Source organism: Bacillus sp. WMMC1349, assembly GCF_013155385.1.
GTDB lineage: Bacteria > Bacillota > Bacilli > Bacillales > Bacillaceae > Bacillus.
Window position 1 is genome coordinate 1,404,367 of record NZ_JABJUQ010000007.1, and the last position, 22,506, is coordinate 1,426,872.

Sequence of the window (22,506 nt, forward strand, 5' to 3'; positions counted from 1 at the left end):
CATGTTTGTTGCTCTCTTAGAGGTGATACAATGAAATGGACGATACATCAGCTGAATCAAATGGCGAAGAAGAGCTTTGAATTTGATGAAACAGTTGATCTAAACGAACTATCTCAAAACTCAGATATACGTAGTATTTCACCAGTCAATGTCAAAGGAAAAGCGATGATTGAGTCAAAGCAGGTTGCATTTGACATTTCTATTTCAGGTGAAATGATCTTGCCTTGTTCAAGAACACTTGTTGATGTTCGTTATCCATTTAGTATTTCAACAAAAGAACTGTTTTTATTTCATAAGATGGATGAAATCGAAGATGAAGATGTCCATATTGTTGAGGATGATCTGATCGACTTGACTCCGATTGTCAAAGAAGAGATCCTTCTCGAAATACCTATGCAAATCTTTTGTGAATCAGTTCAAAAAGAAGAAGGTGCTCCCCAAGAAGGCAAGGATTGGCAGGTCATTACAGAAGATGACCGGAAACATCAAATTGATCCAAGGCTTGCTGGTCTTGAGAAGCTCTTAAAACAAGAAGATGAATCTTAACACTCTTTAAGGAGGTGGGAATAATGGCTGTACCTTTTAGAAGAACTTCTAAAATGAAAAAAAGACTTCGTCGTACACACTTTAAATTGCAAGTGCCTGGTATGGTAGAATGCCCAAACTGTGGTGAGATGAAACTTTCACACCGCGTCTGCAAAGCATGTGGATCATACAAAGGAAAAGACGTAAAAAGCAACTAATAAAAAAACACAAGACACTCAGTCTTGTGTTTTTTTATTCTTTAAAACAGGAAAATAGTCTATCTACTCTATTAGCTGCATATGTATGAGATAAATTCATAAAGCTATGGAGGCGAATTCATGTGACTATTACAAGGCAAGATGCCTGGACACAGGATGAAGATGTGTTGCTTGCTGAGGTTGTTTTAAGGCATATTAGAGAGGGGGGGACACAGCTATCAGCGTTTGAAGAAGTTGGTAAAGCTTTAAGCAGGACAGCGGCAGCTTGTGGTTTCCGTTGGAATTCATGTGTGAGAAAACAGTACCAATCAGGAATCGAATTAGCCAAAAAACAGCGTAAACAATTGCGAAAAAAGATTGGTGTTCACGCAGCCGCTTTGCCAAACTCAGTCAAAACCCTTTCTGAAGACAGAAATGATAACTTGACACTTGAAGATGTTATTTGCTTTTTGGAAAACTTAAAAGATACTATGTCTCACAAAGTTGATCATGACGAAAAAAGTCGATTATACGAAGAGGTCAATCAATTAAAAAGTGAGATTGAAAAATTGCAAAATGAAAATGAATCACTTAAAAAACAGCTTAAATTGACAGAGGGCGATTATAAAGCGTTAATTGAGATTATGGAACGGGCAAGAAAGATGGTCGTTCTTCAAGAAGATGAAAGAAGTAAAAATGTAAAATTTCAAATGGAGACAAATGGTAATCTGGAAAGAATGGAAAAATAGTTAACCGGCCTGACAGTTTCGGCCGGTTTTTGTCTAAGCTGATTCTGAATTTTGATTGTCTTCACTTTCAGGAAGCCAGATGAGTGGATTTTCTCCCTTATCACGGGCCAAATCATATTTAACTGGCTTAAACCCCATTTTTCCCCAAAAATCGGATGATTTTACACGAGGGCTGGTGCGGATCGGCAATCCGAATGATTTAGCAAACTCAACAAGCATTGTCCCATAACCTTTGCGCTGATATCCCGGTAGCACTTCGAGCTTCCACAGCTCAAGATATTCTCTGTCTTCCTCAAAATATTGATTAAATTTACGATCCACTTTATATAGACTCATTCTTGCTATTAGCCGATGTCCATAATATATACCGTAAAATGGTGAGTTGCTGTCATTTTCAATCATATTACTCTCAAGATCTTCCAACATGGAAAGTTCTTGAATCCCATATTCCCTGAATTTTTTAAATTCTTCCAGTGTTTTATAATTGATCAACAAACGCTCCACTTTGACCATCTTGTTACCCCCTTTGATTGTGTTATATCTATATTGTAAACGCTTTTTTATAAAAATCCAAATGATAAAAATATTCATAAAACGGTTAACAAGTCAATGGACGTTATTTCTGCTATGATATACAGTATATAAAAAAATCAGGATGTGAGAATTTGAGAATCGGAGTGATTGGTGGAGGCTCAATCGGCCTTTTATTTGCATACTATTTTTCATTTCATCATCATGTAACTGTAGTGGTCAGAAGAGAAGAACAGGCAAAGTCCATCAGGCAAAACGGAATTTCTCTTTTAGTAGATGGAAAGCAATATTCGGCTAAACCTGAGGTGAGTGTTGGGCTTGAATCGGATTTTGATCTTCTGTTTGTTGCAGTCAAACAACATCAGATAGCCACAGTTCTGTCTGAACTGGAAAATAAGGCACCTGTTCAGATCATGTTCTTGCAAAATGGGATGGCACATACCTCTCTTCTTGAAGATTGGAATGTTAACCATCATCTATATGTCGGAGCTGTAGAACATGGTGCTATCAAAGAAAACGACTATACAGTTCAGCACACAGGGAAAGGCATCGTAAAATGGAGCGCATTCCGTGCAGACCGAGCCGAGAGGTTGAAAAAAGATCTGGAGGCGGTACATCAGTCCTTTCCTTTCTTATGGCAGGACGACTGGTATCAAATGTTAGCTGGCAAATTGATCATTAATGCATGCATCAATCCGTTGACAGCTCTTCTAAAGGTGAAAAACGGAAAGCTTATTGAAGAGCCGATGTATTTAGCGTTTATGAAGTTTGTGTTTGCAGAAACGAGCCGAATTTTAGCAATTGAAAACCCGCAAAAGGCATGGGAAAATGTTTTGTCCGTGTGCCGAAAAACAAGAAGCAACACATCTTCAATGTTAGTGGATATACAGGCTGAAAGAACAACGGAAGCTGATGCGATTATGGGTTATTTGTTAAACCAGGCAAAAAAATCGGGGCATTCTACTCCGCATCTCACTTTTCTATACGACAGTATTAAGTCGCTAGAAAAGGTGTCAAGCTAAATCATTTGACCATCACGCTGAACGTGCTATACTCATTTCGGGAAACTAACTATTTACTGGAGAAAGGAAGTTCGAAAGATGCAGCTTAATGAACTTTCCATTGAAAGTCAAAACCCTTTTGTACGAGACTACATAGAAGAGAGAAAGGAATTGAAGCTGTTTTTTGATTACGGCTTAAACAAAGAAGATTGGGAAGCGCGGTTGCACGACCTTTCCTCCCGGACATATGATCGTGATGCCTTAGCCGACTATTTACTTAAGTATCACCGTAAGTTTAAATCAAAAAAGATCAATGAGGTCATTGAGCTTCTGCGTGATCCAACTAGTGTTGCAGTCGTTGGCGGACAACAGGCCGGTCTTTTGACAGGACCGCTATATACGATCCATAAAATCCTCTCAATTCTTCTGCTAGCAAAACAAAAGCAGCAAGAGTTAAATGTTCCGGTCATTCCAGTGTTTTGGGTGGCAGGTGAAGATCATGATATAGAAGAAATTAATCATCTTTATATATCAGATAACGGGAAAGTGAAGAAATATAAGCTGACCCAGTCTTATTGGAAGAAAAGTGCGGCTGCTAAAACGCCTCTTGAACTTGATAAAGCCGAAAAATGGCTGAAAGGCGTTTTTGCTTCTTTCGAAGAAACAGAATATACGAATGAGCTTCTGGCTAATGTACAACGATGTTTGCGGCAGTCAGAGTCTTTCACTGATTTTTTTGAATATATCATTGTTGAATTGTTCGAAAAAGATGGGCTTGTCCTGCTTAATTCAGGAGATCCTGAATTAAGAGCGTTAGAGTCTGGCTTTTTACAAGCGCTCATCAAGAAAAATGATCAACTCGGCGAATCTGTTACACGTCAGCAGGCGTTCATGAAGGAGATGAATTATTCTCCAATTATTGAAACAACTACCCGTCATGCACATCTTTTTTATGAATATGACGGAGAACGCTTTTTAATTGAAAAAGAGGATACGAATTTTTTTGTAAAAGAACTTCGTCTGAAATGGTCTGAGGCAGAGCTTTATAACTTGATCCAAGAAAAACCGCAAGCTTTTAGCAACAATGTTGTGACAAGACCATTAATGCAGGAATTTCTTCTCCCGACATTGGCATTTATTGCAGGACCGGGGGAAATCAATTATTGGGGAGAGTTAAAAAGCGCTTTTCATATGATGGGTTTCAACATGCCGCCAGTCGTGCCGAGACTCAATATCACCTTTTTGGAACGGCATATTGAAAAGAAGCTAGCTGAACGAGGTGTGGGTCTCAAAGAGTCTCTTGAAAAAGGGAGTTTGACCAAGAAGGAGCAGTTTTTTGCAAATCAAGTGCCAAGCACTTTCACAAATGTAATCGAACAGGCAAAACAAGAGATTGAAACGATTCATTCTTCCGTCCGAGCTGAAGCGCTTGAAGTTGATCAAAGTCTGATGCCATTTCTGGAAAAAAACGCTCGCTTTATTCAAGATCAGCTATCACTTTTGGAAAAAACAGTCATTAAACGAATTGAAGACAAAGAAAACAATATTTTAAATGATTTCGACAAAATTCAAACGAGTATCAGACCTTTACATGCTCCACAAGAAAGAATTTGGAATATCATGTATTATTTAAATAAATACGGTCCAAATTTCTTGGAAAAATACAAGGATTTGCCATATTCTTTTCGAAATCAGCATCAAGTTGTCAAACTTTGAAATATTTTTTTAAAAAACCCTTGATAGTTCAGGGTTTTTTTTTATTCTAAAACAGTGTAAAATATAATTGTGGAGAGAAGTGGTGGATAGTGGTGAGTTAAGGAAGGAAAGTGGGGTCCAAGATCATGTTTATGGGTGAATACCAGCATACGATTGATACAAAAGGCCGCATGATCGTTCCGGCAAAGTTCAGAGAGGGTCTTGGTGAACAGTTTGTACTGACAAGAGGACTTGACCAATGCCTTTTTGGATACCCGATGTCCGAATGGAAACTCATCGAGGAAAAACTGAAAGCTCTTCCTCTTACAAAGAAAGATGCACGCGCATTTACCCGCTTTTTTTTCTCCGGTGCCACAGAGTGTGAATTGGACAAACAAGGGAGAATTAACATCGCATCTTCACTCTTAAGTTATGCAAAGCTTGAGAAGGAGTGTGTGGTTATTGGAGTTTCAAATCGAATTGAATTGTGGAGTAAAGAGATTTGGGAACAATATGTAGATGAGCAGGAAGATTCATTTGCTGAAATAGCGGAAAACATGATTGGGTTTGATATTTAATGAATCTTTGCGCGAAACAAGCATTCTGCAATCAGTTCATTTGGAATAAGGTGGGATAAAAAGGAAATGTTTCAACATCAAACAGTATTGCTAAAAGAAACAGTCGATGGTTTAAATGTAAAAAAAGACGGTACATATGTAGACTGCACATTAGGTGGTGCAGGTCACAGTTCATATTTACTTACACAGCTCTCAAAAGAAGGCAAATTAATTGCATTTGATCAGGATGATACGGCACTTCGTCATGCAAAAGAAACACTAGCAGATTTTGAAGGACAAGTTATTTTGGTGAAAAGTAATTTTCGTTATTTAAAAGATCGTCTAAATGAAATTGGAATTTCTAAAGTGGACGGTGTTTTATTTGACTTAGGTGTGTCATCTCCTCAGCTTGATACACCTGAACGGGGTTTCAGTTATCATCATGATGCCCCGCTTGATATGCGGATGGATCAATCGGCAAATCTTTCAGCGAAAGAGATTGTCAATGAATGGCGTTATGAAGAACTAGTCCGTATTTTCTTTAAGTATGGCGAAGAGAAGTTTAGTAAACAAATCGCCAGAAAAATTGAAGAAGCACGAGAAAAAGCAGCTATTGAAACAACAGGTCAACTTGTCGATATCATCAAAGAAGCCATCCCCGCTCCAGCAAGACGAAGCGGCGGGCATCCTGCTAAACGGATCTTTCAAGCGATCCGAATTGCAGTAAATGATGAATTGAAAGTATTTGAAGAAGCGCTCTTACAGGCGATTGATGTGCTGAAGCCGGGGGGAAGAGTATCTGTTATTACCTTTCATTCATTGGAAGACAGAATCTGCAAATCAACATTTAAAGAGTTGGCTTCATTACCTGAATTACCTCACGGATTACCTGTCATCCCTAAGGAATTTGAACCAAAATTAAAGCTCGTTCATAAAAAGCCAATCACAGCTTCAAAAGAGGAGCTTGAAAACAATAACCGAGCGCGTTCAGCGAAACTGCGGATTGCGGAAAAGGCACGAGAGTAAGCTGTGCAAATTAAAAAGGAGGTCATCAGTCTATGAGCAATTTAGCCTATAAAGTGGAAAGACAACAAAGACAAACTGCAAAAACGGAGCCTTCCGTTATCATCAGAAGAAGAGCATCCATTACATTAGGGGAAAAGGTGCTGATCGTCCTCTTAGCCGTTGCTCTATTCAGTGCTTCACTTTTTCTGATTTCACAGATTTATGTCTCTTATCAGAAAAATATTGAAATTCAACAGCTGAACAACAAGTATGAAGCAGAAAAAAATAGAGTTAGTGATCTTGAAAAGAGGGCGAATGAGCTAAAAGCACCTGATCGAATTATCAGAACAGCTAAAGGAAAAGGGCTTAAATTTGGTGACAAAAAAGTGAAGAATGTACAGGAATGATGAAAATGCCGAAAAAGAATAAATTTATGAACAGAGGAGCGGCAATACTTAGTATTTGTTTTGCTCTCTTTTTCTTTGTGATCTTAGGAAGATTTTTGTTTATTCAAGTGACAGGAAGAGCCAGTGGAGAAGTGTTAGCAGTTAAAGCAAATGAACAATTTGAAAAAAAACGGTCCATTAAAGCGCACAGAGGAGCGATTCTTGATCAAAATGGTAAAGTGCTTGCAGAGGATACTTCAACCTATAAACTAGTCGCCATATTGGATAAAAAAATGAAGCCTAAATATGTTTCAAATAAGGATTTTACTGCAAGACAACTTGCACCAATTATTGGAATGAAAAAAGAGAAAATTCTTGAAATTCTTAATAAAAACAAAGATCAAGTTGAGTTCGGTGCTGTTGGTCATCTCACTTATGATCAAAAAGAAAAAATTGAACAACTCAATTTGACTGGTATCGGTTTTATTCGTGATACAAAGCGCTTCTATCCTAATGGTGTCTTTGCCTCTAATTTGATCGGCTATTCCCGGTTAAATGAAAAAACCGGTGAAATGCATGGTGCAATGGGGCTAGAGCAAAGCATGAATCAATATTTGAAAGAAACAGACGGATATATGACGTATGATACTGATAAAACAGGATGGCGTCTCCTTCATGACAATGAACAAATAAAAGCCCCTAATAATGGTGATAACGTCTATTTAACAATCGATCAAAAAATTCAAACATTTTTGGAAGACAGTATGACAACAGTCCAAAAGAAATACAAACCGAAAAAGATTATGGCTGCGGTCGTTGATCCGAAAACAGGGAAAGTACTCGCCATGGCGCAAAGACCAAGCTTTAATCCAAATAAACGGACAAATGTTGCAAACTATTATAATGATTTAATCTCTTACAGGTTTGAACCGGGTTCAACGATGAAGATCTTTACCTTGTCAGCTGCCATAGAAGAGGGGGTCTTCAATGGAGAGGAAGCTTACCGATCAGGGACTTATTCTGTATCCAAAAGAGATAAACCGATTAAAGACCATAACAATGGAAACGGTTGGGGACCGATTTCCTTTAGAGAAGGTGTTGTGCGTTCATCTAACGTTGCATTTGCGATTCTTGCCAACGAAAAGCTAGGGACAGACCGTTTCAATCAGTATTTAAGAAAATTTCATTTCTATGAGAAAACGGGTATTGATCTCCCAGATGAGGCAAATAGTAAAATGAACTTTAAATATCTTCGTGATAAAGTATCAACAGCGTTTGGACAGAGTTCAGCGATTACCCCGATTCAACAGCTTCAAGCTGCAACGGCGATTGCTAATGATGGGAAGATGATGAAACCTTATGTGATCGATCATATCGTCGATCCAGATGACAAAAAAACCGTTTTGCAAAATCAACCGAAAATTGTCGATCAACCAATTTCAGAAAACACAGCAAAGAAAGTACGCGAGCTTTTGGGAGAAGTTGTGACTTCAGAAAAAGGTACAGGTCGTGCATATCAGATCGAAGGATACGATATTGCCGGAAAAACCGGAACGGCTCAAATTACTGGTAAAAATGGAAAAATTTTAAGTGGTCGAGAGAACTATGTATTTTCTTTCATGGGTATGGCGCCGAAAGATGATCCAAAGCTTCTCATCTATGTAGCTGTTCAACAACCGAAATTAGAAGGTAGTCAGACTGGTGCTATGCCGGTTTCGGAAGTTTTCAATCCGGTCATGAAAACAAGTCTCCACTATTTGGGTATTGAACCGAGTCAAAGTCAAAAAGAAGCTGAAAAAACGGAAGAAAAACAAATGGAAATGCCTGACTTTATTGAGAAACGTACAGAAGATGCCATTAAAGAAGCGGAGGAAAATCATCTTGTCGCAGTGCCTACTGGTGATGGGGAAACCATTCAAGACCAGTATCCCAAAGCTGGTGAAGAAGTACTGCCAAATGAACGGGTCTTTCTGAAAACAGAAGGGAAAATCGTGATGCCTGATATGACAGGCTGGTCGAAACGAGATGTCTTCCGTTTTGGTTCAATGGTCGGTATTCATATTGAGACAAGCGGTCAAGGTTTTGTAACAAGCCAAACGATCCAAAAAGGTACAGAACTCAAAACGAAAACCGTTCTTAAAGTAAGATTAAAAGGGTCTTGAAATGATAGAAGGTTGTCGGTGCATCCGATAACCTTCTATTTTAAATGAATAGCAACAAACGAAAACCGTTCTACCCAATCATTCTAAGACATAAAATGAAACAAGCTTAAATAAGGAGTGAACGGTCTCTTGCGTGTTTCTAATGTAACAGTCAGAAAACGTTTAATTTTAGTTCTACTTTTCGGCGTTTCGATCTTTTTGATTATTGATACAAGACTTGGATATGTTCAGTTTGTCTTGGGTGATCAATTGACATCATTAGCAAAAGATTCATGGAGCAGAAACCTTCCCTTTGAACCGGAAAGAGGTGAAATCCTTGACCGAAATGGAGTCAAGCTTGCGACAAATCAAAGCGCACCATCTGTTTTAGTCGTGCCAAAACAAATTGAAAACCCAGTTGAAACGAGCGAAAAATTGGCCAATGTGCTCAATATGTCGAAAGAAAAAGCCTACAAACACGTGACCAAAAAAACGTCCATTGAAAGAATAAATCCAGAAGGTCGAAAAATTTCTCACCAGAAAGCAAAAGAAGTGAGAGACCTCAATTTGAAAGGTGTCTATATCGCAGAAGATAGCATTCGTCATTATCCGTTCGGCAGCTATCTATCTCATGTACTTGGATTTGCTGGAATTGATAATCAAGGTCTACTAGGGCTTGAAGCTTTTTATAATGAAGAGCTCAAAGGTGAAAAAGGATATGTTAAATTTTACTCTGATGCAAAAGGGAAGAGAATGCCTGAAGAGGCTGATGATTATACACCCCCAAAAGATGGCTTAGATATGAAACTGACCATTGACTCCAGAGTGCAAACGATCATGGAGCGAGAGTTTGATATTGCGGAATCGAAATACCAACCTGATGGAATGGTTGGGGTGGCAATGAATCCGAAAACCGGTGAAGTCCTTGCGATGGTCAGCAGACCAGACTTTGATCCGGCAAACTACCAATCAATCGATCCAAAAGTCTATAACCGCAATTTACCGGTGTGGAGTACGTATGAGCCGGGATCAACATTTAAAATCATTACACTTGCAGCTGCATTAGAAGAGAAACAAGTTCATTTACAAAAAGACCGGTTTCATGATAAAGGATCTGTTGAAGTTGATGGCGCACGACTAAAATGCTGGAAACGTGGCGGACATGGCTCCCAGTCTTTTCTTGAAGTTGTCCAAAATTCCTGTAACCCTGGTTTTGTTGAACTCGGTCAGCGACTCGGGAAAGAGAAGTTGTTCAGTTATATTAAAGACTTCGGGTTTGGAAAGAAAACAGGAATCGATCTTCAAGGAGAGGGAACGGGTATCTTGTTTCCGCTTGATCGAGTTGGTCCTGTAGAGCAAGCGACAACCGCTTTTGGACAGGGTGTATCAGTGACTCCGATTCAACAAGTAGCAGCTGTTTCCGCAGCGGTTAATGGCGGAACACTATATACACCTTATATTGCAAAAGAGTGGATAGATCCTGTTACAAAACAAGTCGTTAAAAAAAATGGGCCGATCGCCAAGAAGAAAGTGATTTCTGAAGAAACATCGAAAAAGATCCGCTATGCACTTGAAAGTGTAGTTGCCCAAGGAACGGGCCGGAATGCATTTGTTGATGGGTACCGGGTAGGCGGGAAAACAGGAACAGCACAAAAAGTGCAAGACGGAAAATATTTAAAAAACAACCATATTGTCTCATTTATTGGAACCGCTCCTTCTGATGACCCAAGCATTGTTGTTTATGTCGCTATTGACAATCCAAAGGGAACGATTCAGTTTGGAGGGACTGTTGCTGCACCAATTGTCGGCAACATTATGAGAGATAGTCTTCCACAGCTCGGGGTTGACAAAAGAAAGAACCAAATTAAGCGTGAATACAAATGGATGGACAAAAAATTGATTGAGGTCCCGAATCTTATTGGGTTGTCTGTAACAGAACTTGAACCTTTGCTCGTCAATTTGAAACTGAAAGCTTCAGGGGAGGGCAATGTCGTTGTTCAGCAATCCCCAAAAGCAGGAGAAAAGGTCAAAGAAGGTTCAACAATTCGTATTTATCTTGATGACCCAGAAGATGATCAGGAAGATTGACTTGATCATAACGGCAGCCAATTGTATCGGCAAGCTTATTTCTGCTAGTTTTTTTAAGTTTTTCAGGTGATTAGCTGGAAGTATCCTCTTTTTTACGCTAAAATATGAACTGTATGTCTAACAACTACTAATATTCATTTAAAGAAACTGATTTTGAACTCGGAGAGGTTTGATATGATGAAATTAACTAAGCTTCTTACATACTTAAGAAATGAACCTTCCTTTACCGGCCAAGAAGACCCTGATATAACCTCAATCGAGATGGACTCCAGGGAAGTCAAAACAGGGAGTCTTTTTGTTTGTATAAAAGGTTATACAGTCGATGGTCACAAATACGCTCGACAGGCTGTTGATCAAGGAGCGGTAGCCATTATAGCGGAAAAGCAAGTTGATGCAGACGTTCCCGTTATCATTGTCAAACATTCCAAGCGTGCGCTTGCTGTTTTATCAGATGCTTTCTATGGTCAGCCCACAAAACAATTAAGACTAATTGGCATTACCGGCACAAATGGCAAGACCTCAACTTCTCATATAGCGGAGGAGATTTTTAAGCATGCCGGCAGCCGAACAGGTTTAATCGGCACGATGTATATGAAAATCAATGACCAGATACTTGATGTGAAAAATACGACACCAGAAAGTGTGACACTTCAAAAAACGTTTCGAAAAATGGTTGATCAACAAGTAGATACAGCGATAATGGAAGTTTCTTCACACGCTCTTCATATGGGCAGAGTCCATGGTTGTGATTACGATATCGCTGTATTTACTAATCTGACGCAGGATCATCTTGATTATCACGAGACGATGCAGGAATATCAGCATGCCAAAAGTCTGCTTTTTTCTCAGCTTGGCGGAGCATTTCACCATGAAAAACCGAAGTGGGCTGTTTTAAATGCGGATGATCCCGTTTCTGAATCTTTTGCCCAAGTGACTGCCGCACATCTTCTCACATATGGCATCACAAATGAAGCTGATATCAAGGCGGTACAGATCAAGATCACACCAAGAGGAACAAGCTTTGATCTTGTCACACCAAAGGGAACAAAACAAGTGACAATCCCGCTTGTTGGCGAATTTAATGTTTATAATGTGTTAGCAGCGGTAGCAATCGCTATTGCGGCGGATCTTCCGTTTGAGACCATCACAAAAGCAATTGAAGGGTTAAGTGGTGTCAAAGGGAGATTTGAATTGGTCAATGCCGGTCAGAATTTTCCAGTGGTCATTGATTATGCGCATACACCTGACAGCCTTAAAAATGTTCTTAATACGTCTCGAGCGATGACAGAAGGCAAGCTATTTGTAGTGATCGGCTGTGGAGGGGACCGTGATAAGACGAAGCGACCGCAAATGGCGAAGATCGCTACTGAGTTGGCAGATGAGCCGATTTTCACGTCAGATAACCCAAGAAGTGAAGAGCCTCTTGCCATTATAAAAGATATGGAAGAAGGTGTAAGAGGGGCTTATTATCACAGTATTGTCAATCGAGAACAGGCCATCTTTTTTGCCATTACCAATGCCAAAAAAGGTGATGTCGTCCTGATCGCTGGCAAAGGCCATGAAACATATCAGCAAATCGGTGATCAAATATTTGATTTTGATGATGCTGAAGTAGCGAAAAAAGCCATTCTAGAGTTGAAATAAATTGAAAAAGAAATACAGGAAAGAGTTGTTAATGTAATGGATGTGTTCAAAATAAATCAACATATGAAAAAAAACAGTGAATATGATAAATGCGTATGCTGTTTTCTAAAAAATTACCAAACGGGAAGGGGGGAGAACAATGATTGAACAAGTCATTTTGTTTACGATTTTAATGGGCTTTTTAATCAGTGTTCTGTTATCTCCGGTATTTATCCCGTTCCTAAGAAAACTGAAATTTGGGCAAAGCATTCGTGAAGAAGGTCCAAAATCCCATCAGAAAAAGTCGGGTACACCAACAATGGGTGGTGTCATGATTATATTATCGATTATTGTCACGACGATCGTGATGACAATAAAATTTTCCGAAGTCAGTACCAACATGTTCCTCCTGTTGTTTGTCACTGTTGGCTACGGTCTGCTCGGCTTTTTAGATGACTATATCAAAGTCGTCATGAAGCGGAACCTTGGACTTACCTCAAAGCAAAAGCTGATCGGTCAGATTGTGATCGCTGTGGCATTCTATATCGTATATTGTATTCAAGGCAAACCAACTGATATTAGTATCCCAGGGACAACGATATCACTTGAACTTAGTTGGGCTTATTTGATCGTTGTTATATTTATGCTTGTTGGCGGTTCTAATGCTGTTAATTTGACTGATGGGCTTGATGGGCTTTTATCTGGGACAGCCGCGATCGCATTTGGTGCATTTGCTATTTTGGCATGGAATCAATCACAGCAGGATGTTGCGATTTTTTCGGTAGCCATAGTTGGAGCGGTTTTAGGGTTTTTAGTCTTTAATGCTCATCCAGCAAAGGTTTTTATGGGTGATACGGGATCGCTCGCTCTTGGTGGCGCGATTGTGACGATTGCGATTTTAACAAAGTTAGAAATTCTCCTAGTCATAATCGGCGGGGTTTTTGTGATTGAAACCCTTTCTGTTATTTTGCAAGTCATTTCTTTTAAAACAACAGGTAAGCGAATCTTTAAAATGAGCCCGCTCCATCATCATTATGAGCTTGTAGGCTGGTCGGAGTGGAGAGTTGTTGTTACATTTTGGACAGCAGGACTTCTGTTTGCCGTCTTAGGAATATACATCGAGGTGTGGTTATAGTGGGTACTGAAGGTTTATTACAAAATCAAAACGTCCTTGTACTAGGACTGGCAAAAAGCGGATATGCAGCTGCTTCCATTTTACATGAGAAAGGCGTATATGTTGTGGTCAATGATCAATTGCCTTTTGAAAAAAACGAATCTGCGCAAATTCTAGCCAAAAAAGGGGTCGAAGTCATCTGTGGATCACATCCGGTTGAGCTGTTCGATCTTCATTCAATTGATATTTTGATTAAGAACCCGGGCATTCGCTATGAAAATGTAATGGTTAAAGAAGCGCTTAAAAGAGGCATTCCTGTCTGGACGGAGGTAGAACTAGCCTATCATCTGACAGATGCGCCGTTTATCGGTATTACAGGTTCAAATGGAAAAACGACAACGACAACGCTTGTTTATGAAATGATGAAAGCAGATGCTAAAAAAGCGCTTGTTGCTGGAAATATTGGAACAGCAGCAAGTGAAGTAGCATATCAAGCCACCGAAGACGAATGGATCGTCACAGAGCTTTCTTCTTTTCAGCTCATGGGGACATATGCATTTAGACCGAAAATCGGTTTACTATTAAACGTATTTGATGCCCATCTTGATTATCACCATACTCGAGAAAATTATGAGCTAGCAAAACAACAAATCTACCGAAATCAATCGGAAACAGACGTTGCTGTTGTCAATTTGGATGATGATGTCGTCACTCGGCTCGCGACATGTTCAAAAGCAGAGAAAGTTTATTTTTCGGTTAAACAAGAGCTAGAACATGGAGCATGTATAAAAGACGGGATGATCTTGTTTCATAATGAACCAGTCATGCCGCTCAAAGATGTTGTGTTACCAGGGGAACATAATTTGGAGAACATTTTGGCAACGATTTGTATTGTGAAAACCGCTGGGGTTGCCAATCAGGCTATCCAAAAGGTGCTGTCAAGTTTTAAAGGTGTAAGACACAGAATGCAATATGTAACAACGATTAAAGACAGAATGTTCTACAATGACAGTAAAGCAACAAATATCCTCGCAACGAAAAAAGCCCTATCATCCTTCGATAAACCGGTGATTCTACTTGCCGGAGGACTTGACCGTGGCAATGGATTTGATGAATTAAAGCCACACATGAATTCAGTCAAAGCGATCATTACTTTCGGAGAAACAGCCCCGAAATTTGAGAAGTTGGGCAAAGAGGTGGGAATACAACAAGTCAAACGTGTCGATAATGTTGAACAAGCAGCATCTGCGGCTTTCAACTTGTCAGATATGGGAGATGTCATTCTCTTGTCACCAGCTTGTGCAAGCTGGGATCAGTACAAAACATTTGAAGAACGTGGTGACATGTTTGTAAATGCCGTGCATATGCTTAAATAGGGGCTTGTCTGCTTGAGAAAGCCCTAAGAAAAGAAGCTTGGGGTGTTCGGCCTTTGCATACTAAAAAAACGTCACCAGACTTTTTATTGGTTATCATTACGTTATTATTGTTAACAATCGGACTGATCATGGTCTACAGTGCCAGTGCGGTATGGGCAACATACAAATATGACGATTCGTTTTTCTTTGCTAAACGGCAGCTCTTATTTGCCGGAGTCGGAGTTATCGCAATGTTTTTCATCATGAATGTTGATTATTGGACATGGAGAACTTGGGCAAAAATGCTAATGATTATCTGCTTTTTTCTCTTGGTCATTGTTCTGATTCCCGGTATTGGGATGGAACGGAACGGCTCAAGAAGCTGGATCGGTGTAGGAGCTTTTAGTATTCAGCCTTCTGAATTTATGAAACTCGCGATGATTGCATTTTTAGCAAAATTTTTGTCTGAAAAACAAAAAAATATTACCTCATTTAGAAAAGGGTTTATACCCGCCCTAGGTATCGTTTTTTCTGCTTTTTTGATCATCATGATGCAGCCCGACCTTGGGACTGGGACGGTGATGGTCACAACATGTATTATCATGATATTTGTGGCTGGGGCGAGAATTTCACACTTTGTGTTTCTCGGTCTGATCGGGCTTAGTGGATTTATCGGTCTTGTCCTGTCAGCACCATATCGAATAAAAAGAATTACGTCTTATTTAAACCCTTGGGAAGACCCTTTAGGAAGCGGATTTCAAATCATTCAATCACTCTATGCAGTCGGACCAGGCGGACTATTTGGACTGGGACTCGGTCAGAGCAGACAGAAGTTTTTTTATTTGCCTGAGCCGCAAACAGATTTTATTTTTGCTATTTTATCAGAAGAGCTTGGATTTATTGGCGGGTCACTGATTTTATTGCTTTTCTGTGTCTTATTATGGAGAGGTGTTAGAATAGCCTTAGGTGCACCTGACTTATACGGCAGTTTTATTGCTGTCGGTGTTATTTCAATGATCGCCATTCAGGTGATGATTAATATTGGTGTTGTGACCGGTTTAATTCCAGTCACCGGCATTACATTACCGTTTTTAAGTTATGGAGGTTCATCATTAACATTAATGCTGATGGCAGTTGGTGTACTTCTCAATGTCAGTCGGTATTCAAGATATTAATGTGATCAGAGATAACCCTGTTCAAAAGCAGGGTTATCGTCATGTGCAAAAGAGATAAGGGGGAAAACAGATGCGGATCGTGGTAAGTGGAGGCGGAACGGGAGGTCATATTTATCCCGCCCTAGCATTTATTAAAGAAGTGAAACAACACCACCCAGATGTAAGTTTTTTATATATCGGGACAGATAAAGGTCTTGAGAAAAAAATCGTCGAACGAGAAAATATTCCTTTTAAAGCCATTGATATTACCGGTTTTAAAAGAAAACTATCATTTGAAAATGTCAAAACGGTTATCCGATTTTTAAAAGGTGTCAGCGAATGCAAAAAAGAGTTAAAGAAATTTCAACCGGATGCGGTGATTGGAACGGGTGGTTATGTGTGCGGACCAGTAGTTTATGCTGCCTCAAAATTAGGAATTCCGACGATTATCCACGAACAAAACAGCCTTCCTGGACTCACAAATAAATTTTTATCCAAATATGTTGACAAAGTAGCGATTTGTTTTGAAGAAGCTCAAACACATTTTCCTGCAGAAAAAGTTGTTTTTACCGGAAACCCAAGGGCATCTGAAGTCGTATCTATAAAAGAGGTGAAATCTTTAAGCGCTCTAGGGCTACAGGAGAACAAGAAAACAGTCTTGATTTTCGGAGGAAGCCGCGGTGCCGCTCCAATAAATGAGGCTGTAATTGCGATGCAACAATCTTTAAAAACTAGAGACTATCAAGTTCTTTATGTGACAGGAGAAGTTCATTATGAAAAAGTAATGGCAGCACTCACTCATGAAGGTGTCGCTGAGAATATGGTTGTTATTCCATTTTTACATCAAATGCCTGAATACTTGAAGGCATTCGATTGTATCGTCGCACGGGCAGGTGCGACAACAATTGCGGAAATCACCGCACTTGGCATTCCCAGTGTTTTGATCCCGAGTCCATACGTTACGGCGAATCATCAGGAAGTCAATGCAAATTCGCTTGGCAAGCATAACGCCGCAGTCGTTTTAAAAGAATCAGAGCTTGATGGCGGTCGTTTAGTTCAAGCAGTCGATCATATTTTACAAGATGAAAAAACGTTACATGAGATGAGTGAGCGCGCAAAATCTCTTGGTGTTCCTGATGCAGCCCAGCGGCTGTATCATGTATTAAGTGAATTGCAACAACTAAAAAAAAGATAAGACATAAGGATTTTGGAGGTTTTCGATGGATAAAGTCATACAGGAATTAAAAGAACTTGAAGTTGGTAAAGTGCTTGAGAAAGAACCGTTGGCAAACCACACAACAATAAAAATTGGCGGTCCCGCTGATATTTTGGTGATTCCAAAAAACATTCAGGCGATTCGCGACACAATGAAGGTCATCAAAAAACATCATGTCAAATGGACTGCGATTGGCAGAGGCTCAAATTTACTTGTCCTTGATGAAGGGATAAGGGGTGTCGTGATTAAGTTAGGTACAGGTATTGACCATATCGAAATCGATGGTGAGACTGTAAGAGCAGGTGGTGGGTGCTCTGTTGTTCGGCTCGCTACCGGTATCAGCAAAAAAGGACTTTCCGGCTTAGAGTTTGCCGCTGGTATTCCGGGATCAGTCGGTGGGGCAGTTTATATGAATGCAGGAGCTCATGGCTCTGATATAAGCCGAATTTTAGTGAAGGCTTTGATTCTATTTGAAGATGGATCGTTTGAGTGGCTATCAAATGAAGAAATGATGTTTAGTTACCGTACATCTATTTTACAAAACAAGCGACCAGGAATTTGTCTTGAAGCTGTTTTCCAACTGGAACAAAAAGAGCGCGATATCATCATTGAACAAATGCAAAAAAATAAAGATTATCGCAAAGAAACGCAGCCGATTTCAAACCCATGTGCAGGTAGCATCTTTAGGAATCCTCTGCCAGACCATGCAGGTAAGCTTATTGAACAGGCTGGATTGAAAGGTTATCAAATCGGAGGCGCAAAGGTTTCCGAGATGCATGGAAATTTTATTATTAATGCTGGGGGAGCTACAGCCAAAGATGTTTTAGATCTCATCACATTTATTCAAAAAACGATTAAAGAAAAGTATGGTGTTGATATGCATACTGAGGTTGAAATGATCGGTGAAAAACGATAAATCTTTTCAGAAATCATACTACCTTATGGTATAATGTACGAGAAATCAAACGGCATCTTTGTATGTCGTTTGTTTCGCTAACGGCAGTTTTTTCTTTTGAATAAACACCGTGGTTCCATTTTAGGAGGCGCGTTTTTTCAAATAAAATAAGCAATTGTCGTCATCTTTAACCTTGAGGTGAACCATCCCGTGAAACCCGATCAAGATAAAATCGTCGATATAGAAGAACGGATTCCGAAAATTAAAGAACAGAGAAAACAAAAGACAAACCGCAGGCTGATTACATTTATTATTTTGTTTTTTTTCATGATGCTTGTCATTATTTACTTACAGACACCGATCAGCAAAGTGTCAACAGTAGAAATTACAGGTAATCAAAACGTATCTAAGGATAAAATTATTTCACTGTCTTCGATTGAAACAGGAGAGACAGAATACTGGAGTCTAAATGAGCGACAAACCGAGCAAATAATTGAAAAACACAATTTAATAAAAAAAGCGCAAGTTTTTAAAAGTTTGCCTAACAAAGTGTCGATTTCCGTTGAAGAATACAAAAACATTGCTTTTTTACAAAAACATAATGCGTATTATTCTGTGCTAGAAAATGGGCAGGTTCTCTCTAATGAAGTGACACCGACTGATCAAGCTCCCATCTTAAATGGCTGGAAGAAAGATGATAAACTCGTTCAAATGGCTAAACAATTAGACACACTTCCTGAGACAGTCAAAAAAATGATTTCAGAAATTAATTATTCACCTCAGAAGTCGAAATCTTGGAATATCAAGTTATATATGAATGATGGACATATTGTGACAGCTTCAATTAAAACGTTTGCCAAGAAAATGTCTAAATACCCTAAAATTGTAAAAGAGTTGCCGGAAAATCAAAAAGGAATTGTTCATTTGGAAGTCGGGACTTATTTTGAACCATTGCAAAAAAAGTCTAAGAAGGAAGAAAAACGTTGAAAAAACATACGGCCATTCTTTCGCTAGTCATGCTTGTATTAGGGTTTCTCTTGTCTTTTTCATATCAATTCACAAAAGAGATGAAAGATAAGAAGGGAACTTCGAAAAGCTGGGAAGAGGAATATTCACTGAGAGATCGGCTGATATCACAAGAAAAACAAACCAATGCACTGAAAAATGAATTAATGAGCAAACAGAAAGAAGTGCAGCAAACAGAAGAATCTCTCAAAGGTGAGAAAGAAGAATATGATAACATTCTCGAAGATGTTGAGAGATACAGAATGTTTGTCGGTGAAATTGGAGTTCAAGGTCAAGGAATTCAAGTCACATTAAAAGATGCATCTTATATACCTGAAGGGGAGAATGTTAATCAGTATATCATACATGAAAGCCACATCTTCCGTTTATTGAACGAACTATGGATCTCCGGTGCTGCCGCTGTATCGATCAATGGCCAGCGTGTAACACATCATTCCTATATTTCCTGTAATGGACCTGTCATTACTGTTGATGGAAACCAGTATCCAGCCCCATTTGTTGTTTCCGCTATTGGGAAAGTGGATGTACTGTTACCAGCACTAAATATTGCGGGAGGTCTAGTTGACCAATTGACCCGTGATCACATCTCAGTCCATATTGAAGAACAAGCTAAAGTTATGATGAATCCTCTTTTAAAACAAGGGGAATGAAAGAGTTGATGACAGACGTGAAGAAAAACAATCGTTTTCTTAGTATCGCTGTGCTGATGCTTATATTCGGTTTCATGCTCTCTGTGCAGTTTAATTCACTAAAGAAGCCCAAAGTTCGCGATACAAGAGATATTTGGGAGTTAAGGGAAGACTTAAAAGCAGAACAAACAAAGCAACTTCATCTTTTAGCTGAAATCGATAAATATGAAAAGATGCTGGTAACATACCGGAAAACAGAAGGGAATTCGAAAACGAAAGGATTGAATGAAACACTTCAGAGTTTAAAGAAACAAGCAGGTTTGACTGATATCACTGACCATGGAATAAAGATTAAAATATCACAGCTGTTTTCGGAGGAATTAACTGGACAATCACTTGAAAATCCGCCGCCAGATCTTCTGAAAAAATTAATCAATGAGTTAAATAAGTATGAAGCAACGGAAATGTCGATTAATGATAGAAGAGTGATCCATACGACTGTGATTAGGGATATTAATGGAATAACCAAAATAGACGGATTTCCTTTGGATGACTATCCGATAACAGTAAAAGTTATCGGGGAAAATGCCGATAAACTATATAGTGGGATGATTGCTTCAAACATGCAAGACCTCTTTGCTGGAGAAAATCTCGATTTACATATAGAGAGACCTAAAAAACAAATCAAGATCAAAGCATATGATGGTTCAATACAAGTCAATCCATTGAAACCGCTCGAAAAATCAAAAGGAGAAAATTCCTAATGTGGCTTCCAGTTCTAGGGCTTTTGCTTGGAATTGCAATCGGTTTTAGCACAAACTTTACAATACCAAGTGAGTACTCGAGTTACTTGTCTTTAGCAATCCTTGCAGCACTCGATACGATGATTGGAGGAATAAGGGCCCATTTACAAAGTGTGTATGATGAACTGGTTTTTGTGACAGGTTTTTTTTTCAATATTGTCATTGCAATAGGTTTGGCTTTTCTGGGCGTTCATCTTGGTGTAGACTTGTATTTAGTCGGCATGTTTGCATTTGGCATCAGACTGTTTCAAAACATTGCGGTTATTAGAAGAATATTGCTTGTCAAATGGACAGCATTGCGTAGAAAAAATAAAAAAAATGAGATTTAAAAGAGGATATACATAGGATGTAACGAATATTCACAGTAATCCTAAAACTAAAGAAACGTGATAACTGTGTCTTTTTGTTACACACTTGTAACCCTTCATTCATTGTATTGTTGTTCGGCAAATAATAGAATAGAATTGACTGAAATGTGAGGAGGTGCCTTTAGAATGAACAACAATGAACTTTACGTCAGTCTAGACATCGGTACGTCCAATATTAAAGTGATCGTCGGTGAAATCTCAGATGATTCTCTCAACATTATCGGAGTCGGAAATGTTCCTTCAAGGGGACTGAAAAAAGGGTCAATCGTTGATATAGATGAAACTGTTCATTCTATAAAAAAAGCGTTTGAACAAGCGGAAAGGATGATAGGATTTCCGCTGACTCATGCTATTGTTGGCGTGAATGGGAATTACATCCATATTCAAGATACGAGCGGTGTGGTCGCAGTTTCAAATGAAAATAAAGAAATTCAAGTAGAAGATGTACGGCGAGTGATGGAGGCAGCTGAAGTTGTATCGATTCCTCCGGAACAGCTAATCGTTGATGTTATTCCGAGGCAATTTATCGTTGATGGACGTGGAGATATAACAGATCCGAAAAAGATGCTCGGGGTTCGCCTTGAGGTGGAAGGATCGCTTATTACCGGTTCAAAAACAATTATTCATAATTTGCTTCGCTGTGTTGAACGGGCGGGAATTGAGATTACAGATATATGTTTGCAGCCTTTGGCTGCCGGCTCTGTCGCTCTTTCTAAAGATGAAAAGAATCTCGGTGTGGCTTTAATCGATATTGGAGGCGGCTCGACAACCGTTGCGGTCTTTGAAAATGGCCAGCTTCTCTCGACAAGTGTCGTCCCTTTAGGCGGAGAAAACATTACCAAAGATTTATCAATCGGTCTTCGCACTTCTACAGAGGAAGCTGAAAGAGTGAAAAAGCAGTTTGGACATGCCTTCTATGAAGAAGCATCAGAAGAGGAAGTATTTGATGTTGCCGTCATTGGAACGGATCAACAACAAACTTTCACTCAGCGGGAAGTGGCCAATATCATTGAAGCCAGGTTAGAGGAAATCTTTTTGTTTGTGGTGGAGGAACTCCATAACATGAACATTAAAGAATTGCCGGGAGGATTTGTACTCACCGGAGGACAGGTAGGAATGCCAGGAGTCCTCAGCCTTGCACAAGATGTTCTTCGAAATAATGTCAGAGTGGCTAGCCCGAATTATATCGGTGTCAGAGAACCCCAGTACATGACGGGAGTCGGTCTCATTCAATTCGCCTATCAAAACGCCAAAATTCAAGGCAGGAAAATAGGATTTCAAATGCCGGCAGAAGCGGTTCAGGAAGTCGCAGCTTCCCATCAGAAACAAATACAGCATCGTTCAAAATCAAAGTCTAAGCAACAAGCTGAGCAGAGAAAACCAAGCAAAATGAAAAAACTATTTAACATCTTTTGGGAATAGACATTAGTCATTCGACGATTAGGAGG

At 39.4% G+C, this 22,506-nt stretch carries 22 protein-coding genes; 21 read left to right on the forward strand and 1 reads right to left on the reverse strand.

Annotated elements, in window-relative coordinates:
* The first annotated feature begins 30 nt into the window (after positions 1 to 30).
* From HOO54_RS09515 to gerR, 3 genes are all read left to right on the forward strand, one after another.
* Positions 31 to 546, forward strand: coding sequence for a YceD family protein (locus HOO54_RS09515; RefSeq protein WP_172294631.1), 516 nt, complete (start codon positions 31 to 33; stop codon positions 544 to 546).
* Positions 547 to 569: 23 nt separating this feature from the next.
* Entirely contained in the window at positions 570 to 743 is a 174-nt protein-coding gene (rpmF, locus tag HOO54_RS09520) for a 50S ribosomal protein L32 (protein WP_046130742.1), read from the forward strand.
* 122 nt (positions 744 to 865) lie between these two features.
* Positions 866 to 1,471: a sporulation-specific transcriptional regulator GerR gene (gene gerR / locus HOO54_RS09525; RefSeq protein WP_172294633.1), complete on the forward strand. Its 606-nt coding sequence runs from the start codon at positions 866 to 868 to the stop codon at positions 1,469 to 1,471.
* Positions 1,472 to 1,504: 33 nt separating this feature from the next.
* Here the strand turns inward: gerR and HOO54_RS09530 are convergent, their stop codons facing one another.
* On the reverse strand, positions 1,505 to 1,984 hold the full coding sequence (locus tag HOO54_RS09530) for an N-acetyltransferase (protein ID WP_172294635.1): 480 nt from the start codon (positions 1,982 to 1,984) through the stop codon (positions 1,505 to 1,507).
* A gap of 152 nt (positions 1,985 to 2,136) precedes the next feature.
* Between HOO54_RS09530 and HOO54_RS09535 the strand changes: the two genes are divergently transcribed.
* From HOO54_RS09535 to ftsA, 18 genes are all read left to right on the forward strand, one after another.
* On the forward strand, positions 2,137 to 3,024 hold the full coding sequence (locus tag HOO54_RS09535) for a 2-dehydropantoate 2-reductase (RefSeq protein ID WP_172294637.1): 888 nt from the start codon (positions 2,137 to 2,139) through the stop codon (positions 3,022 to 3,024).
* A 78-nt stretch (positions 3,025 to 3,102) separates the two neighbouring features.
* A complete protein-coding gene (gene bshC, locus HOO54_RS09540; protein WP_172294639.1) occupies positions 3,103 to 4,719 on the forward strand; it encodes a bacillithiol biosynthesis cysteine-adding enzyme BshC in 1,617 nt (538 codons plus the stop codon).
* A gap of 125 nt (positions 4,720 to 4,844) precedes the next feature.
* The gene (mraZ, locus tag HOO54_RS09545) at positions 4,845 to 5,276 is read left to right on the forward strand and encodes a division/cell wall cluster transcriptional repressor MraZ (RefSeq protein ID WP_172294641.1); all 432 of its coding nucleotides are present in this window, start codon (positions 4,845 to 4,847) and stop codon (positions 5,274 to 5,276) included.
* 66 nt (positions 5,277 to 5,342) lie between these two features.
* Positions 5,343 to 6,281: a 16S rRNA (cytosine(1402)-N(4))-methyltransferase RsmH gene (gene rsmH, locus HOO54_RS09550; protein ID WP_172294643.1), complete on the forward strand. Its 939-nt coding sequence runs from the start codon at positions 5,343 to 5,345 to the stop codon at positions 6,279 to 6,281.
* 32 nt (positions 6,282 to 6,313) lie between these two features.
* On the forward strand, positions 6,314 to 6,667 hold the full coding sequence (gene ftsL, locus HOO54_RS09555) for a cell division protein FtsL (RefSeq protein ID WP_172294645.1): 354 nt from the start codon (positions 6,314 to 6,316) through the stop codon (positions 6,665 to 6,667).
* 5 nt (positions 6,668 to 6,672) lie between these two features.
* The gene (locus HOO54_RS09560; RefSeq protein WP_172294647.1) at positions 6,673 to 8,808 is read left to right on the forward strand and encodes a penicillin-binding protein; all 2,136 of its coding nucleotides are present in this window, start codon (positions 6,673 to 6,675) and stop codon (positions 8,806 to 8,808) included.
* A 129-nt stretch (positions 8,809 to 8,937) separates the two neighbouring features.
* Complete coding sequence (locus HOO54_RS09565) at positions 8,938 to 10,875, forward strand: stage V sporulation protein D (protein ID WP_172294649.1); 1,938 nt, start codon at positions 8,938 to 8,940, stop codon at positions 10,873 to 10,875.
* Positions 10,876 to 11,052: 177 nt separating this feature from the next.
* A complete protein-coding gene (locus tag HOO54_RS09570; RefSeq protein WP_172299457.1) occupies positions 11,053 to 12,519 on the forward strand; it encodes a UDP-N-acetylmuramoyl-L-alanyl-D-glutamate--2,6-diaminopimelate ligase in 1,467 nt (488 codons plus the stop codon).
* Between the two features lie 139 nt (positions 12,520 to 12,658).
* The gene (gene mraY / locus HOO54_RS09575; protein WP_172294651.1) at positions 12,659 to 13,633 is read left to right on the forward strand and encodes a phospho-N-acetylmuramoyl-pentapeptide-transferase; all 975 of its coding nucleotides are present in this window, start codon (positions 12,659 to 12,661) and stop codon (positions 13,631 to 13,633) included.
* Complete coding sequence (murD, locus tag HOO54_RS09580; protein WP_172294653.1) at positions 13,633 to 14,988, forward strand: UDP-N-acetylmuramoyl-L-alanine--D-glutamate ligase; 1,356 nt, start codon at positions 13,633 to 13,635, stop codon at positions 14,986 to 14,988. The genes mraY and murD overlap by 1 nt, the downstream gene beginning before the upstream one ends.
* A gap of 53 nt (positions 14,989 to 15,041) precedes the next feature.
* Complete coding sequence (gene spoVE / locus HOO54_RS09585; protein WP_172294655.1) at positions 15,042 to 16,142, forward strand: stage V sporulation protein E; 1,101 nt, start codon at positions 15,042 to 15,044, stop codon at positions 16,140 to 16,142.
* A gap of 70 nt (positions 16,143 to 16,212) precedes the next feature.
* Positions 16,213 to 17,316 carry an undecaprenyldiphospho-muramoylpentapeptide beta-N-acetylglucosaminyltransferase gene (gene murG / locus HOO54_RS09590; protein WP_172294657.1) on the forward strand — a complete coding sequence of 368 codons (1,104 nt, stop codon included), beginning with the start codon at positions 16,213 to 16,215 and terminating at the stop codon, positions 17,314 to 17,316.
* A 25-nt stretch (positions 17,317 to 17,341) separates the two neighbouring features.
* The gene (gene murB / locus HOO54_RS09595; RefSeq protein WP_172294659.1) at positions 17,342 to 18,253 is read left to right on the forward strand and encodes a UDP-N-acetylmuramate dehydrogenase; all 912 of its coding nucleotides are present in this window, start codon (positions 17,342 to 17,344) and stop codon (positions 18,251 to 18,253) included.
* Between the two features lie 189 nt (positions 18,254 to 18,442).
* Positions 18,443 to 19,219 carry a cell division protein FtsQ/DivIB gene (locus HOO54_RS09600; protein ID WP_172294661.1) on the forward strand — a complete coding sequence of 259 codons (777 nt, stop codon included), beginning with the start codon at positions 18,443 to 18,445 and terminating at the stop codon, positions 19,217 to 19,219.
* The gene (locus HOO54_RS09605; protein ID WP_172294663.1) at positions 19,216 to 19,908 is read left to right on the forward strand and encodes a DUF881 domain-containing protein; all 693 of its coding nucleotides are present in this window, start codon (positions 19,216 to 19,218) and stop codon (positions 19,906 to 19,908) included. The genes HOO54_RS09600 and HOO54_RS09605 overlap by 4 nt, the downstream gene beginning before the upstream one ends.
* 17 nt (positions 19,909 to 19,925) lie before the next feature.
* Positions 19,926 to 20,651: a DUF881 domain-containing protein gene (locus HOO54_RS09610; RefSeq protein ID WP_172299459.1), complete on the forward strand. Its 726-nt coding sequence runs from the start codon at positions 19,926 to 19,928 to the stop codon at positions 20,649 to 20,651.
* Positions 20,651 to 21,019, forward strand: a complete 369-nt coding sequence (locus HOO54_RS09615) for a small basic family protein (RefSeq protein ID WP_172294665.1) — start codon at positions 20,651 to 20,653, stop codon at positions 21,017 to 21,019. Before HOO54_RS09610 ends, HOO54_RS09615 begins: the two co-directional genes overlap by 1 nt.
* A gap of 165 nt (positions 21,020 to 21,184) precedes the next feature.
* Complete coding sequence (gene ftsA / locus HOO54_RS09620) at positions 21,185 to 22,480, forward strand: cell division protein FtsA (RefSeq protein WP_172294667.1); 1,296 nt, start codon at positions 21,185 to 21,187, stop codon at positions 22,478 to 22,480.
* The last annotated feature ends 26 nt before the right edge of the window (positions 22,481 to 22,506 follow it).